Origin of the sequence: Microvirga mediterraneensis (assembly GCF_013520865.1) — a bacterium.
Classification (GTDB): Bacteria; Pseudomonadota; Alphaproteobacteria; order Rhizobiales; family Beijerinckiaceae; genus Microvirga; species Microvirga mediterraneensis.
Genome location: NZ_JACDXJ010000003.1, coordinates 48751 through 64104, shown reverse-complemented (window position 1 = coordinate 64104; position 15354 = coordinate 48751). Strand labels below are relative to the sequence as shown.

Annotated in this window: 13 protein-coding genes and 1 pseudogene; 10 read left to right on the top strand and 4 right to left on the bottom strand. The window is 62.3% G+C overall.

Annotated elements, in window-relative coordinates:
- From H0S73_RS24080 to H0S73_RS24070, 3 genes and pseudogenes are all read left to right on the top strand, one after another.
- Window positions 1–882 (top strand): TniB family NTP-binding protein, encoded by an 882-nt coding sequence (locus H0S73_RS24080; RefSeq protein WP_181054765.1) that lies wholly within the window; start codon window positions 1–3, stop codon window positions 880–882.
- A complete protein-coding gene (locus tag H0S73_RS24075) occupies window positions 819–1676 on the top strand; it encodes a TniQ family protein (RefSeq protein WP_246389428.1) in 858 nt (285 codons plus the stop codon). Before H0S73_RS24080 ends, H0S73_RS24075 begins: the two co-directional genes overlap by 64 nt.
- Window positions 1677–1775: 99 nt before the next feature.
- Window positions 1776–2054: pseudogene (locus H0S73_RS24070) on the top strand (DUF4865 family protein); the annotation flags it as partial.
- 238 nt (window positions 2055–2292) lie between these two features.
- Here the strand turns inward: H0S73_RS24070 and H0S73_RS24065 are convergent.
- Complete coding sequence (locus H0S73_RS24065; RefSeq protein WP_181054763.1) at window positions 2293–3072, bottom strand: acetoin reductase; 780 nt, start codon at window positions 3070–3072, stop codon at window positions 2293–2295.
- Window positions 3073–3234: 162 nt separating this feature from the next.
- Window positions 3235–3717, bottom strand: coding sequence for an Hsp20/alpha crystallin family protein (locus H0S73_RS24060; RefSeq protein ID WP_181054762.1), 483 nt, complete (start codon window positions 3715–3717; stop codon window positions 3235–3237).
- A 220-nt stretch (window positions 3718–3937) separates the two neighbouring features.
- Between H0S73_RS24060 and phbB the strand changes: the two genes are divergently transcribed.
- Window positions 3938–4660 (top strand): acetoacetyl-CoA reductase, encoded by a 723-nt coding sequence (gene phbB / locus H0S73_RS24055; protein ID WP_181054761.1) that lies wholly within the window; start codon window positions 3938–3940, stop codon window positions 4658–4660.
- Between the two features lie 231 nt (window positions 4661–4891).
- Here the strand turns inward: phbB and H0S73_RS24050 are convergent, their stop codons facing one another.
- Window positions 4892–5629 (bottom strand): response regulator, encoded by a 738-nt coding sequence (locus H0S73_RS24050; protein ID WP_181054760.1) that lies wholly within the window; start codon window positions 5627–5629, stop codon window positions 4892–4894.
- Window positions 5630–5873: 244 nt separating this feature from the next.
- On the opposite strand from H0S73_RS24050, the gene H0S73_RS24045 reads away from it, so the two are divergent.
- The 4 genes from H0S73_RS24045 (at window position 5874) to H0S73_RS26195 (ending at window position 11103) form a co-directional block, all read left to right on the top strand.
- Window positions 5874–6617 carry a helix-turn-helix domain-containing protein gene (locus H0S73_RS24045; RefSeq protein WP_181054759.1) on the top strand — a complete coding sequence of 248 codons (744 nt, stop codon included), beginning with the start codon at window positions 5874–5876 and terminating at the stop codon, window positions 6615–6617.
- 896 nt (window positions 6618–7513) lie between these two features.
- Window positions 7514–10279: a hybrid sensor histidine kinase/response regulator gene (locus tag H0S73_RS24040; RefSeq protein ID WP_181054758.1), complete on the top strand. Its 2766-nt coding sequence runs from the start codon at window positions 7514–7516 to the stop codon at window positions 10277–10279.
- Between the two features lie 414 nt (window positions 10280–10693).
- Window positions 10694–10957, top strand: a complete 264-nt coding sequence (locus H0S73_RS24035; RefSeq protein ID WP_181054757.1) for a hypothetical protein — start codon at window positions 10694–10696, stop codon at window positions 10955–10957.
- 23 nt (window positions 10958–10980) lie between these two features.
- Complete coding sequence (locus H0S73_RS26195; protein WP_262031851.1) at window positions 10981–11103, top strand: hypothetical protein; 123 nt, start codon at window positions 10981–10983, stop codon at window positions 11101–11103.
- A 23-nt stretch (window positions 11104–11126) separates the two neighbouring features.
- On the opposite strand, the gene H0S73_RS24030 is transcribed toward H0S73_RS26195, so the two are convergent.
- Window positions 11127–12461 carry a ferredoxin reductase family protein gene (locus H0S73_RS24030; RefSeq protein ID WP_181054756.1) on the bottom strand — a complete coding sequence of 445 codons (1335 nt, stop codon included), beginning with the start codon at window positions 12459–12461 and terminating at the stop codon, window positions 11127–11129.
- 15 nt (window positions 12462–12476) lie between these two features.
- Between H0S73_RS24030 and H0S73_RS24025 the strand changes: the two genes are divergently transcribed.
- Together H0S73_RS24025 and H0S73_RS24020 are read left to right on the top strand one after the other, a co-directional pair.
- On the top strand, window positions 12477–14066 hold the full coding sequence (locus tag H0S73_RS24025) for a sensor histidine kinase (protein ID WP_181054755.1): 1590 nt from the start codon (window positions 12477–12479) through the stop codon (window positions 14064–14066).
- 182 nt (window positions 14067–14248) lie between these two features.
- Window positions 14249–14944 carry a VIT1/CCC1 transporter family protein gene (locus H0S73_RS24020; protein ID WP_181054754.1) on the top strand — a complete coding sequence of 232 codons (696 nt, stop codon included), beginning with the start codon at window positions 14249–14251 and terminating at the stop codon, window positions 14942–14944.
- Window positions 14945–15354: the final 410 nt, after the last annotated feature.

Sequence of the window (15354 nt, the reverse complement as noted above, 5' to 3'; positions counted from 1 at the left end):
TTGAGAGCAGACGGAACTGGGGAAGACGGTCGTATCGCCCTCATTCAATCGGACATCTGGATCGGCTTTCCACGCGCAGAGCAGGTTCTGGACAGGTTGCAGAGCCTGATAGAAGCGCCACGGCAAACCCGGATGCCTGGCCTTCTGGTTCATGGTGCGTCGGGCATTGGCAAGACGATGATCGCCCGAAACCTGTCGCGCAGATACGCACCGGAGTATGATCCGGTCGCAGGCATAACCCACACACCGCTGCTCTTGTTGCAGGCGCCTCCGGCCCCAGACGAGCGGCGGTTCTATCTGCACATTCTCGCAGCCGTTGGCGCGCCGGCAACGTCGCTGGGCTTACGCGCACAAAGCGTCGCCTCTCTTGAGGTTCGTGTCATAGCCCTCCTGCGCGACCTCGGCCTGCGGATGATCATGATCGACGAAGTCCACAACCTATTGGCCGGGACCCATCGCGAGCAGCGCCGCTTCCTGAATGTCCTGCGTTACCTCAGCAATGAACTTGAAGCGTCGCTGGTCTGTTTGGGGGTCAGTGAGGCCGTAGATGCCATTCGCGGGGATGTCCAGCTTGCCCGAAGGCTGGATGAGCATCACCTGCCGAACTGGCGCGACGACGCCGAGTTCTCGGACATGATCCAGACCCTCATCGCTGCCATGCCGTTGCAGAAGAAGTCCAATCTGAGGGTCAAGTCCCTCAAGCAGATGCTGGCGCTGACCGGTGGGGTGACATCGCGCATCTTCGCGTTGGTCAAGGATCTTTCCATCGATGCCATTCGCTCGGGCGAGGAATGCATCACTGATGACGTAATCACCAAATGGACGCCAGTCTGGTCACGCCATGCACCGGTTCAGCGGCGGCTCGAAAAGTCTGGAGCCTGACGCTGCGCCCGCTGCCGAAGACTGTCTCGCCCCACCCTGACGAATTGCTTTCCGGCTGGCTCGCGCGGCTTGCCGCTGCCAACTACTGCAATTTGGTCGATCTTCTTGCGCACGTCGGCATCGACCGTCGTCATACCATCATGCTCGACTTCGCGCTTGAGACAGAAGCTGCTGAAAGGATCGCTGCGTTTGCTCGTACTGATGTCGACCGCGTGCAGTCACTTCTGTTTCCTCTCCTGACCCAGACCGAAGCCGCACTGACAGCGCAAGTACCGCTCCATACGTGTCCAAACTGTTCGCGACAGGGTCTGGCGCTCAAACATTGGCGACGGGCATGGGCAGTCGACTGCCAGGTCTGCGGAGCATTACTGACCCCGATACTCGGCAAGCCTGGCATCGGCTTGCTTTCGGATCAGTTGCTTCATCGTGCCCGCGTGGGTGCTGCCCTGCTTGGATCTGCAGTGACGCTAAACAGCGTTAGTCAAATCCGACGGGCAATGCGCGGCGTTGCCTTTGCCATGGCACTCAAGAATGCTCGCGGAACCCCTACTGCGGCACTGCAAAGCTATAATCCAGAAGTCCGGCTCTTCTGCCTCGCCGCGATTGCCGCAGTCCAGAAGCGTCCGCTGCTCAAGGCGGCGTTGTTCACCATTGGTATCGATGACTTCGCCAGGGTCGCCTTGCTCCGGACCTATCACAGGGAGGCCCGATTGCTCGCCACCGTCGATCGTATTGCGTGCCGGATACAGCACCGAGTTCGCACCTTGAGATCAAGGAGCAGCGAACAATCCTGATCGGCATCTCACCTTTAAGGGCAAAGAATATCGCTTTTCGTCACCCAACGCGACGAATCTCAGAGTTAAAGGCAAAGCGACACCTGCGCGGCGCCGGGCTTGACGGAGGCGCAGTTCGCCACACGGGAGATTCTCCCGATCGAGCCCTATGCGCCGCTCGATGAGATCCGGCGGCGCGAATGCGACGAAGCGATTGCCGTTCTAGGCCATGGTAGCGCGCTTGCTTCAGTTACAGGTTTTGAACCGACGACGTGGACACGGGTCCGGTTCAGGCTTTGGAGTGCGGCATCGGAGATAGAGCAGGGCCCCAACATCCGGGCTTACCGCGTCGGGCACCTCTCGATGGGCGATGGGGCTGAAGGAATACGGCGCTGGTAGGCTCCGCCGCCCTTCGCTGTGGAGCAGCGATCTCGGCGGCGGAACTGTCATTCCGATGACTGGGAATGTAATCCGCGAGAGGCGGAGCTTAGCCTCAGCGACCGGCGCTTAGTCACCGCCTCTGGTCTTGACCGCGCGGGGCTGGACGCAAGGATAGCCCGGTGGGCCGTCACAAAAGATCCGGGAGCAGTCGGCCGGCTGAGCTCCGCAAGGGAGCCGATACAAGGGCTGATATCGTTTACCGATACACGATGCCGCCATCGATTAGGATTGCCTGTCCCGTGATGTAATCGGAATCCGGGCCAGCCAAATAGGAAACCAAAGCTGCGACATCGTCCGGAGTCTCGGCCCTTCCGAGCGCGATGCCCTCAACATACTTCTTGTAGGTCGCGCCGACCTCAGCGCCGGTGAGCTCGGCGAAGCGCTTGTCGATCTCGACCCACATGTCGGTCCCGACAATGCCGGGGCAGTAGGCGTTGACCGTAATCCCATCGCCAGCGAACTCCTTCGCCGCAGCCTGGGTCAATGCCCGGACAGCAAACTTGGTAGCCGAATAGATCCCGAGCATGGCGAAGCCATCATGCCCGGCAATCGAGGATGCATTGATAATCTTGCCTTTTTGCTTGCGCTGCCTAAACTTCTTCGCTGCGGCTTGGATTCCCCAGAGCACACCCTGAACGTTGATGTTCAGGATCCGATCGACCTCTTCCGGCGTGACATCGCTAAGAGGCTGGACCTGGGCGATTCCAGCATTGTTGACCATGATGTCAAAGCCGCCAAGTTCCTTTTGGGCATGCTCAACCGCGGCGTAGACATCGTCACGATTCGCGACATCTGCCCGGAAGATCGTTGCCTTGCGTCCGATCTGCGCCACCTCGCTTGCGACAGCTGCCATCTTTTCCTGGTTGACATCGACGATAGCGATGTCGGCGCCGTCTTTCGCCAGGCGTAATGCAATGCCGCGGCCGATGCCTTGGCCTGCCCCCGTCACGAGAGCCACTTTTCCATTGATGCTCATATTGATTCTCTTATCCTTGATTGCGTCGCTTACGCGCGCTTTCGTTCGGGGAGCTGCTCGACAGCCGGATCGGGACCCGACAATCGATGTCGACGTACTATCCAAATGTGGCAGATGCGCCGGAGCGCCACGGCCTCCGGCACATCCCCATAATGGCCCCGCTCAAGCGGCAGCCTTGACCTCGATCTGCTTCGCCGATGGCTCCGCCTCCGGCGGCTTGGGCAAGGTCACGGTCAGTACCCCGTTGACCAGATAGGCTTTGATGTCGTCGGAGTTGATGCCCTCGGGCAGTTCGATCGAGCGCGAGAAGGCTCCATAGCTGCGCTCGAGGACATAACGTTTGTCGTCCTTGGTCTCGTTCTCGATCTTCTTCTCACCGCTGATCGTCAGGAGATTGTCGACGAGCTCGACCTTCACGTCCTTCTCCTGGAGCCCGGGAAGTTCGGCCGTGATGGCGATCTCGTTCCCGCGCTCGGTCACGTCCATGCGCGGAGTTAGATCGGGCTGGTGCAGCCTCGGCCATCCCTGGGCGAAGTCGGAGAAGACACGGTCGATCTCGCGCTGAAGTGAGGTGAACGGGCTTGTCTCGGTGCTGGCGATCTCATTGCCCTTGTTGCCAAGCGACAGGAGGGATTTCAGGTTCATGATCTTAGTCCAGTTGTGACGCGCCACCGTGGCTTGTCGGCGGCGGGAAAAGAACATGCAGCGAGCCGAGACACTTTGCGTAAAATCAAACATTGGAAAGCCGCGTCGAAATCCTCGAGCGACCATGCTCAGGTGATCCTCAGTTGATCCTGCGCAAAGAAGCAAATTGACCGATGTGCAAGGTGCGACATGACAAACGTCCCGTTAGGAGAACTACATCATGAAACGTCTCGCACTCGTGACCGGCGGCGTAACGGGAATCGGCGCCGCGATCTGTCAGGCCCTGAAGGTTGCGGGCTATTCCGTTGTCGCCAATTATTACGGGAATGACGCGCAGGCCACCGATTTCAGCCACACCCACGACGTGCCCGTATATGCATGGGACGTTTCCGACCTCGATGCCTGCACCAAGGCCGCCGCCGAAATCGTCAGTCGGCATGGACCTATCGACATTCTGGTCAACAATGCGGGGATCACGCGGGACGCCATGCTCCATAAGATGACTGCGGAGCAGTGGCGCATGGTCATCGATGTCGATCTCGGTGGATGCTTCAACATGTGCCGGACCGTGATCGAAACGATGCGAGAACGGCAGTTCGGCCGCATCGTGAACATCAGTTCCGTGAATGCGCTCTCTGGCCAGGCCGGACAGACCAACTATGCGGCGGCGAAGGCCGGCGTGATCGGCTTCACGAAGGCTTTGGCACTGGAGGGAGCATCGCGCGGCATCACGGTCAACGCGATTGCACCGGGCTACACGGACACAGCAATGGTCGCCGCGGTCAGGCCGGACATCCTGAAATCCATCATCGATGGTGTGCCCGCAAAGCGACTCGCCACACCCGAGGAGATCGCTCGCGGCGTTGTCTTCCTCGTCTCGGACGATGCGGGCTTCATTACCGGCGAGACGCTGTCGATCAATGGGGGCAAGTACCTCCAATAGCCGATCCTAACCGTTGGCGGACGCTCGGCGACTGCTGGGCGTCCGCCGGTTGGCCGCGGATTTAGCTGAAGCTTTTTCGGTTTGAGAGGCCAATTCTACCGCCTCTGCGGATGCTGGCATCAGCGTCTCCCCATCAGCCCTGAATCAGGGAACATCGGACGTCACAACGTAGGTCTCGCAGACGCCGTGTAGGGAGGCGGGATCGGAGCAAGGCGCTGACGGGTTTTGCGGTTACCGGATTCGCCCCGTGAAAACATATCCCACGCCCCGCACCGACTTGACGAGCGCAGGGTTCCTGGGATCAGCCTCAATCTTGCGGCGCAGACGTGCCACCTGAGCGTCGATCGAGCGGTCAATCGCTTCCCACTGCCGCCCCCGCGTCAGATCCATCAGTTGATCGCGGCTGAGGACTCGGACTGGATGCTTGACGAAGGTCACGAGCAGATCGAACTCGCCGGTCGTGAGAAGGACTTCGGAGCCGTCGCGCGCCCGCAGTTCCCGGCGTCCCAAGTCGAGCCGCCAGCCATCGAACTCGATTACCTCGCTATCAACGGTCCGGTCGTCCGAGGGCGACTCCGCCGGGGTGGCAGGCCGCAACCGGCGTAGGACGCTCTTGATCCGGGCGAGGACCTCCCGCAGGTGGAACGGCTTGGCGATGTAGTCGTCCGCGCCTACCTCGAGACCGACCACCATGTCGACCATGTCGGACCGGCCGGTGAGCATGATGATGCCGATCATGCCGGAGTTGGGATGGGACCGGATCTCCCGGGCCAGCTGAAGACCGTCTTCGCCCGGCAGGACGAGGTCCAGGAGAACGAGGTGAGGCGGCGTCTGCGTGAGGCATTCGCGCATGGCCATGCCGCCGTCCGCGGCGCTGACCCGAAAGCCCTCGTCGGACAGGTACCGGGAGAGCATTTGGCGGATGCGGGAATCGTCGTCAACGATGAGGATGTGAGGACCGTCGGACACGCGAAGGAAAGAGAAATCCAATTTGCGGGAATAATGAATGATGTGAATGACGTCTGATAGGAATCCAGAGGTCTAGCAGGTATGCCATGAGAGTATAGGCCAAGGTCTCTGGCCTCAAGGAGGAGAGCGACCCGCCTGTCACAAATTGTTACACACCGGTACGAGCCGATACACAGCCAAGGTTCATCTGTGACAATCGCCTGCTTTTAGTCGGGGCACCGAACGATCCCGACTGGAGCTTCTGATGTACGCCTCCCACCTTGCCCCCTCGACCAGCGGCGCGCCCCTTCCGCCCTTCGACATCCAAGCCGGGCCCTCGACCCTGGCGAGCGCGTTCGCCTCGCGGCCGATGGAGACCCTCGCAGCGGGCGAGGCGGCATTCTGGGAGGGGGATGCGGCCTCGCATGCCGTCCAGGTTGTCGACGGGTGCTTCCGCCTCTATCGCATCCTGGCCGACGGGCGCCGCGCCATCATGGGCTTCGTCTTCGCGGGCGAGACGCTCGGGCTCTCCTGCCAGGGCACCTACCGCTACACCGCCGAGGCGATCACGCGCGGGCAGGTGCGCCGGCTCGGGCGCAGCCAGCTTCAAGCGATGACCGAGGGATCGGAGCGTCTGAGATCGCTCGTGCTGGCCCACATCCTCGAGGAAATGAATGCCGCCCAGCACCACATCATCGTTCTCGGGCAAATGGGAGCCGAGGAACGGGTGGCCCATTTTCTGGTCTCGGCCGCCCACCGGACGGGGGCAGATTGCGAATGCCCGGTAGCCATTGAGGTGCCAATGACACGGCTCGACATCGCGGACTACCTTGGCCTGACCCTTGAAACCGTCAGTCGCGTGATGTCCCGGTTCAGGCGGGACGGGCTGATCGCGCTGGAGGGGCGCAGCAGGGTCGTCCTGCGGCGCATGAGCAGGGTGCAGGAACTCGCCGGTGAGGTGGAGGAGGATCTGTGCTCCACCTCGTGCATGACCGCTTGGCCGCACTGAAAGCGCGCATTCGTCGCACGAATCTCTCCGAGGAGTTGATCTCATGATGCCAAGGCAGCGCGCCCAAGGACGGCGCGTTATGGTCCTCGCTATCGTCATTGGGGTAACGCTTGCCCCAGCCCCGATTGCGCCACCAGCGCGGGCCCAGGGCTACGGAAGCTCCCGCAAAGCCCTCGGTCCCTCTCAGCCATCAGGCAGAGCCGGCCGCTCCCAAGAAAGATACGGGCTGCCCCCGGGTTCGGAAGCGGCTCTGGACCGACCGGGACGGGTGGATCGTCCGGCGTGTTGCGATCTGCACCGGATCCGAAACGAATTCATAAGCGACAAAGTCAGGAACCGCAGACAATGACCCGAGCAGCAATCGAGCGGGCGCTTGAAACAAACTTCAATGTGTTCCGGCATAAGACGGCACAGGATCTGTGTTGCGCCGTCCCAGAGAGTCAACCGGTTCCGGGATTCCTCGACGGGAGCGTTTGGGCGTACGCCACGACCTTCAGGGGGGACGCGGCACTCCCTCCAACCTTTGATCGCTCGGCGGCTCATCTCGGAGCCAGGCTCAACAGCTACCATCTGTTTCACATGCCGGAGGATTCGTTGATCAGCCTGTCGTCTCGAACTCGACCGAACGCGATTGATCAGGATCAGGGCCGCGCCGAAGCCATCATGCTACAAGCCCCCGTCTTACACCCCCAAAAGGATTGGGTGGGCACGGCAGGCACACAGATTGTGGAATGTTCCACGACGGCCGGCCTTTGGGCCCGATGCCAGGAGGAAAGGTCAGGGCAGGCAAGGTTTGCCATCTCCCGCCAAGCTTCGGCAGGCCAACGGTGAGTGCTAAGAAACAGTTCAGTTTCCGTCCCTGGGAGGGGCGACTTTTGTACGAAAGGACGCATGACATGCGTCAAGATCAGGACGAGCCGCTTCAGTCGATCACAGGTGGCTCGACAGCCTCCAGCGGAGCGGTCGAAGAGTCCTCCGCCGTGGATCGGTTCCAAGTCGTCTTCGATCAGGCTGCGATTGGGATCAAACTGGTGGATGGCGATGGCCGCCTTCTCGACGTCAACGAAGCCGTCTGCGGCATTCTCGGGTATGAGCGCCAAGAGTTGATCGGGCGGAATTTCGTCGATCTCATCGATCCGGAGGATCGGCCTCAGGCGCAGGCTCTCGCCAGTCGGCTCCTGGCCGGCGAGATGCCGCGTTGCCAGATCGAGAAACGTTACCGGCGCAAGGACGGCACCCTTGTCTGGGTTCGTGTGACGTCCTCGCTCGCGGGGGCGGGGACCTCCCAGCCTTATCGCATCTCGGTGGTTGAGGACATCAGCGAGCGCAAGCAGGCCGAGGAAGCGCTACAGGCAGGTGAGGCCCGCCTCAGGACCATTCTCGATGCCATTCCGATCGGGGCTGTCGTTGGAGATGAGAGTGGCCGGATCGTCGAGGCCAACAAGGCCTACCTTGATCTGATCGGGCGCACGAGGGACGACCTCCTCTCAGGGCACGTGCGTTGGGACGAGATCACGCCACCCGAGTGGCTTGCGGCAGACGAGCGGGCCGTCGCTGAGGCGCGCACCCGCGGCGTCTCGACCTTGTACGAGAAGGAGTATCTGCGCAACGGCGAGCGGATTCCGGTGCTGGTCGGCTTGGCCAAGCTGGGCGGCGGCGAGACCATGGCTGCCTTCACTCTCGATATCAGGGAGCGCAAGGCAGCCGAGGCTGCCCTCCGGGCCAGGACCCTGGAATGGGAGGCCCTCGTCGAGACCGCTCCCGTGGCGACATGGTTCACCTATGATCCTGACCTGCAGGAGGTGAAGGCCAACCGCTTTGCGGCCAAGCTGCTCGACGTGCCTCTCATTTCCAAATTTGCGCCATCCGGGTTCAGCGCGACCGCTTATCCGCCTCGCCGCATTTATCGGAATGATGTGGAGCCTCCAGTCACCGAGTACCCGCTGGCGCGGGCCATCCGGGGCGAGGAGGTCCGCAACGAGGAGTGGGAGGTCCGCTTCGACGATGGCCGCTCGATAGCCCTCCTCTATAATGCCACGGCACTTCGCGATACGACGGGAGCAGTGATCGGCGCCATGTCGACCGCAGTCGACATCACGGAACGCAAGCGGTCCGAGGCAGCCCTGCGCGAGCGGGAGGCCCGGCTTCAATCCATCCTCGACACGGTGCCGGAGGCTCTCATTACGATTAACAATCGTGGGCTGATCGAGTCCTTCAGCCGATCCGCCGAGACCCTCTTCGGCTATCGCGCCGAGGAGGCAATCGGGCGTAACGTCAGCATGCTCATGCCTTCGCCCCACCGGGAAGAGCACGACGGCTATATCGCACGCTACGTGCGCACCGGCGAGCGACGGATCATCGGTACTGGCCGGGTCGTGCAGGCCCAGCGCAAGGACGGGAGCCAATTCCCGGTCGAACTGGCGGTCGGAGAGGTGAAGGTGGGCGAGAGACTCCTGTTCACGGGCTTCATCCGCGATCTTACCGCCAACCAGAAGATCGAGCAGGAGCTGCGGCAGGCGCAGAAAATGGAGGCCGTCGGCCAATTGACCGGCGGTATCGCGCATGACTTCAACAACCTGCTCACCGTCATTCTCGGCAATCTCGAGATGCTCGAGATGCGGCTGACGGACGGACATCCGACGGATCCCGTCCAAGCGGAACTGGCCAGGGAGGCGCGCGAGACGGCCGAGCATGGCGCCCGGCTCACCGAGAGCCTGCTGGCCTTCGGGCGTCGGCAGCCGCTGCAGCCCAGGCTCACGGATGTCGGGATGCTGGTCGGGGAGATGACCCCGCTGCTGCGGCGGACCTTGGGCGAGACGGTGAGGGTGACAGGCCGGTCCGACAACGACCTCTGGCCGGTCCTGGTCGATCCGAGCCAGCTGCAGAACGCGCTCCTGAACCTGGCCATCAACGCCCGCGATGCCATGCCGGGCGGCGGGCGCTTGACGATCACGGCCGAGAACACCGAACTTGATGCGGACTACGCCCGCATGCATCCGGAGGTGCGAGCGGGACGCTACGTCCTGATCGCCATCACCGACACCGGCACGGGCATGCCCCGGGACGTGCAGGAGCGGGCTTTCGAGCCCTTTTTCACCACCAAGGAGGTCGGCGCGGGCAGCGGGCTCGGCCTGTCGATGGTCTACGGCTTCGTCAAGCAGTCGGGCGGGCATGTGGCGATCTACAGCGAGCCCGGCCATGGCACGACGATCCGCATGTATCTGCCACGGGCCGCTGTGATGGACGAGGCTTTGGAGGACCATGAGCCCCAGGCGACGGCCGAGGCCTATCAGGGCCGGGGGGAGACCGTGTTGCTGGTCGAGGACGAGCCGCGGGTGCGGCGCATGACCCTGATGCGGATGCAAGCCCTTGGATACCGGGTGCTGGAAGCAGCCAATGGCCCGGCGGCGCTGGCGGTCCTCGACCAGCATCCCGAGATCGACTTGCTGTTCACCGACATGGTAATGCCGGGCGGGATGACCGGATCAGAGCTGGCGGACGCCGTGCGGGCGATGCGGCCCGAGATCAAGGTACTGTTCACCTCGGGCTATGCCGAGCCTGATGTGGTCAGGCGCGGGCAGGTCGTGGAGACGAGATTGCTCAAGAAGCCCTATACCACCCTGGAGCTGGCTCGAACCCTTCGGGAGGTGGTCGGAGGCTAGCCATCCGATGCAGGGCAGGTCCACCGGGGATCACCTCGCCTTGCAGCCGAGAAATGCCACATTTTCCCGTCGACGGTTACGAACTGTCATGGACCAGCACACACTATTACCCACGCGCTGTTCGGACGTCACACAGGCAGGCTCTTATGTTCTCGTTACCGAAGATTGAGAGTCAGCCATGAGCATCAGCCATCCCATCCAGCTTCTGAATGCAGGCAGGCGGGCGGTACTCGTGCTCCTGATCCTTGTTGGAGCAGCGGACCTTGCGATGCGATTGGCATTCACTCCAAGCATGATTCAGTTCCGGGTGGACAGAGCTATCCGCACCGCATCCAGTCCAGCCTTTTTGATAACGCCATAGCCAATTGTCCGTGCGGATGAAGAGCCTGGCCATCACCTACATGACGATCCGAAATGACAACCGATTACATTGACCGCTGCTGCGAGCAGACCGCTGCGGACATCGCCCGCTTGCAGGTCCTGAATCGGCGGCAGGCCGACTTGGCAGGGGCGCTCGCCAGCATGTTCGATGAGCAGGAGCTTCCTGCATTCCGGACCCTAGCCGGCATCGAGCGCACCACGAGGCTGCAGTGGCAAACACATGGTCGGCCCGAAGTTTCGCGCGCTTTCCAGACGATACACGGGCGCTCCGCCGCCGGTGGTCATCGCTTCACCTGACATTCTCATACGGAGCAGCTGCCATGACTGCCTCGATTCTCATGGCGATGCCGCTCGTGCTCGCAGTCGTTCTGACCGCCCTCGCGCTTGCTCAAATGGAAGCCGCGAGGGTCAAGGCCACCGGGACCCAACGGTGGTATTTCTAGGCGACCGTTCAAGACGTACGGACTTACCGCATATCGAACAACTCCTGGTGAAACCGGTCGGCGGGCAGGCCTCGCGCGGTCATTGCATCGCGCAGGGCCCGGCCAAAACCGAGAGGGCCGCAGAACCAGAGATCGGCCTCCTTCCACTCGGGCACCATCTCCTCGAGACGCTCGAGCGTGAGCCGGTCATCCTTCTGCGTCACCATCAGGAGGAACCGGACACCGGCCCGCTCGGCAAGCCGCCGGATATTGGCGATGAAGGCCTCTGAGGGCGCGCTCGTCGAATAGATCAGGTCCACGGGCTGGTTGCTCCGCTGGTCCTCGAGCGCCTGCAGGCCGGCAATGAAGGGGGTGATGCCGATCCCGCCTCCGATCCAGATCTGGCGCCCACGCTCACCGCGGAAATCAAACCGTCCGTATGGCCCTTCAACCGTCACGGCCTGACCGACGAAAAGCTGCTCCGGCAGGGAGCGGGTGTAGTCCCCGAGTCCCTTGATGCTGAACATCAGGCGCCCGTCCTTGCGCCAGGCGGACGCGATCGTGAAAGGGTGGGCGCCTTCGCCGCCGCCGAAATTCACGAAGGCGAACTGTCCGGCATGGTGCCCCGGCCAGGCCGTGGTGAGCTGGACGCCAACATCCAGAACGGCATTGTCGGTATGGTGATCGAGCGACGTGATCGATCCGACGGCGCGGCGGGACTTGCCGATGCGCCGGACCAGCGACGTGACCGCGGCGGCGGAACCGGCCGCCATGAGGAGGCCCATGACCGGTCCGACCGGCGCGGCCCAGTAGCCCGGCCCCATCAGGATGACCGAATGGAACACCAGCGCAAGATACACCGCCGCCAGCAGCCGGTGGGTGTTGAAGAAGTAGCGGTACGGAAAGCCTTTCCAGAGCGCCAGCGCCACAAGGATAAGGACGAGGTAAAGCCCCGGTTCGCCCAGCCCGGCGGCCACCTCATGCAAGTCGCGGAAGGGATCGAACCCGGAGGCGACTTCCGCCGCTCGGGCCGGGCGTTGGGGGCGCTCGAGCCAGCCCTGTCCCACCATCCAGCGCGGCGTGATCTCGAGAAGCCAGTGGACAACGCCCATGACGGCCGCGGCGATGCCAAGCCACTTGTGCAGGCGGTAGAACTTGTCGAGGCCACCAAGCAACCCTTCAATCTGAATGGGACGCGCCGCCAGGATCACCGCCGCCGACATGAAGCCGATCGCCAGGAAGCCGGTGAGGTACACCAGCGCGTTTCGGAGCGGCCAAAAGCCCCCTGTCAGGGTCGCCTCTGACAGGCTCAGCAGCCAGAGCCCCGTGATGACAACGGCGAGACCGGCGAAAGCGATCTTGATTCTGGCAACGTTCATGTCAGGCCCTGGCGCATGGTGAGGGTAGGTGGTGATCGAGGCGCCCCCCACTTAGGTAGCCGCGATTCCGCCATCGTACAGCGGCGTCGCCGTCCTAGCATCTTCGCTGTATCGAACCTTGACCAAGCGCAAAGTGCCTCGGCTGCCGTGGGCTTAGAAAGCGCGCCAGCGCATTCACCTTTGAGACTCCCGATGCCGAACGTTTCCCCGGTCAACCTGTATTTCCCAACGCAAGAACCGTCGTCTCCCGATGATACCCGCATGCTTCTGGCCCAGCAGGTGGGCGACGTTGGCATCTGGGAGTGGGACATCTCAACGGGCCGGGTGTGGTGGTCGGATCAGAATTATCGCCTGTTCGGAGTTGATGTGGGCGAACCCGTCACCCACGATGTGTTCGTCAGCTGTCTGCATCCGGACGATGTCACCTCGATCATCGCCGACACAAGGAAAGTTCTGGATGGGGCGCTGCCTTACGAAACTGAGTTCCGCGTCGTTCATCCCGATGGGGCGGTCAGGTGGATTCTCGCCCGCGCCAAGGTCGAGCACGATGCCCATGGTCTCCCCAGAAGGATCGTTGGCGTCAATTTCGACCTCACGGAGCGCAGGGTTCGGGAACTCAGCCAATGCGAGATGCAGGAGCGCCTGTGCCTTGCGGTCGAGACTGAAGATTTGGGGCTCTGGGACTGGAACATCACCACGGGCGAAGTCTGGAGCAGCGAACGTCTTCAGACCATGCTGGGCTATGAACCCGGCGAGATGAGGTCTCATATCCAATCATGGGAAAAGCTGATTCATCCGGACGATAAGGGAGAAGTGCTGCGCGGATTGGCTGCTTCTCTGGAAGGCCGGGCAACCGCTTGGAGCCAGGATTGCCGCTTGCGTGCCAAGGACGGTTCCTGGCCGTGGGTCGCGATCCATGGCCGGGTCCGGGAACATGACGGGAATGGCGCGCCTGTGCGGGCCGTCGGCACCATTGCCAATGTGACGGATCGAAAGTCGAGAGAGGCACAGCGGGAGGTGCTTGTCGGCGAACTCAACCATCGGCTCAAGAACACATTCGCGATCGTTCAGGCACTCGCCAATCTCACGGCCCGCTTCGCCGAAAGCGTGCCGGACTACCAGCAGCGATTTTCGCAGCGCCTGGCAACAGTGGCGCGCATGCAAAACCTTCGGATGGATCGAAACCACGGCACCGACCTGCGTCAGCTCCTTCGCAGTGAGCTCGAGGTCTATGACGACGCGGGTGTCAAAAGGGTAGAGCTCGAGGGACCTGACCTCGTTCTCCCGGCGCGGGTCAGTGTCTCAATCGCACTGATGGCTCACGAGCTGACGACCAACGCCATCAAGCATGGATCATTGTCGGTACCGGAGGGGCGCGTCAGCGTGACCTGGTCCATTGAACGGACCACGGGCTCTGATCGGTTGCAGCTCGCGTGGACCGAGGCTGGCGGGCCCTGCGTCGGACCACCGAAACGGAAGGGCTTCGGATCCATGCTCATCCAGAGGGCACTGACCGACGAAACCGGCGGCGACATTCGCGTCGAGTATGACCCTGAGGGCTTACGCCTTCTCCTGTCCATGCCATTGCAGGGCGCAACAGGCTGACTGATGGAACAGCAGGCCGGATCAACTCGCCCCTTCATGAAGTCGACGGCTAGCATATTGACAAGGCGAGCAAGCACGAGATCGACTCAATCCTCGAGCGCTGCATCACCGATCCGGTCCCGCACTCCGTCATGGCCCCGCCCAAGAAATGGCCCTGATCCGGAACAGAAGGCAATTCTTCCATGAGACACATCCACCCAGAAAACCATCTGATCCGGCGCATCGGTTGGCTTCGAGCCGCTGTACTGGGGGCGAACGACGGGATCACCTCGACCGCGAGCCTGATCCTGGGCATGGCTTCCGCTACGGCCTCACCTGGGAGCGTGCTGCTTGCCGGCGTGGCCGGTCTGGTCGCCGGCGCCATGTCCATGGCGGCAGGCGAGTATGTCTCGGTCAGCTCGCAGTCCGATACGGAACAGGCAGATCTCGCGCGGGAGAAGCGCGAGCTCAGGGACGATCCGACTTACGAGAAGGACGAGCTGGCCCAAATCTTTGTCGCCCGTGGCGTAGAGCCGGGCTTGGCGCGTCAGGTTGCGGAGCAGCTGATGGCCAAGGATGCACTGGCCGTGCATGCGCGCGAGGAACTGGGGATCTCGGCGCTCACCACCGCCCGCCCGGTGCAGGCCGCCTTGGCGTCAGCGGCCACGTTTTCGGTCGGGGCGGCCGCGCCCCTGCTTCTGGTGCTGGTCGCCCCGGCGGAGTGGCTGGTGCCGGTCGTATCGGCCGGATCACTGGTGTTCCTGGCCTTGTTGGGGGTTCTAGGGGCACGGACGGGAGGCGCGGGCATCGTTAGACCAACCCTGCGTGTGACCTTCTGGGGTGCTTTTGCCATGGCCTTAACAGCGGGAATAGGAGCCCTGTTCGGTACCGCCATATGAGGGAGGAAGCCTCCTCGCGGTGTCGGAGGTCGAGGCGCGGCGTTTCTCGAACGGGGCGGACCAGATGGCTTTAAGGAACTGATGCTCCGGCGACTAAGCGAGCCGAAGGCCAGGCCTTAATAATCCACGAGCGCCATCGCCGTCCCCTTGGTCCCAGCTTGGCGCCGATCATGAACCGGATCGGCTGGCGCGGGAGCGGTTCGTCCATGAACGGCACGCACTCCCCTCGGGATCACCCGGGTAATTGGGGGACCGGCACAGGGCCCGCCTGTTTGGCCAGCGCGGCGTGAAGCCGAAAAGGGTTTCTCTCTCGCGGCAAGGTCATTTGATTGAGACGAAGCGGTTCAGGGGGACTGCAAATCAGTAAGGAATTCTTGATCGTCGTCACCCAGGATGCTCCTGAAGGAAGC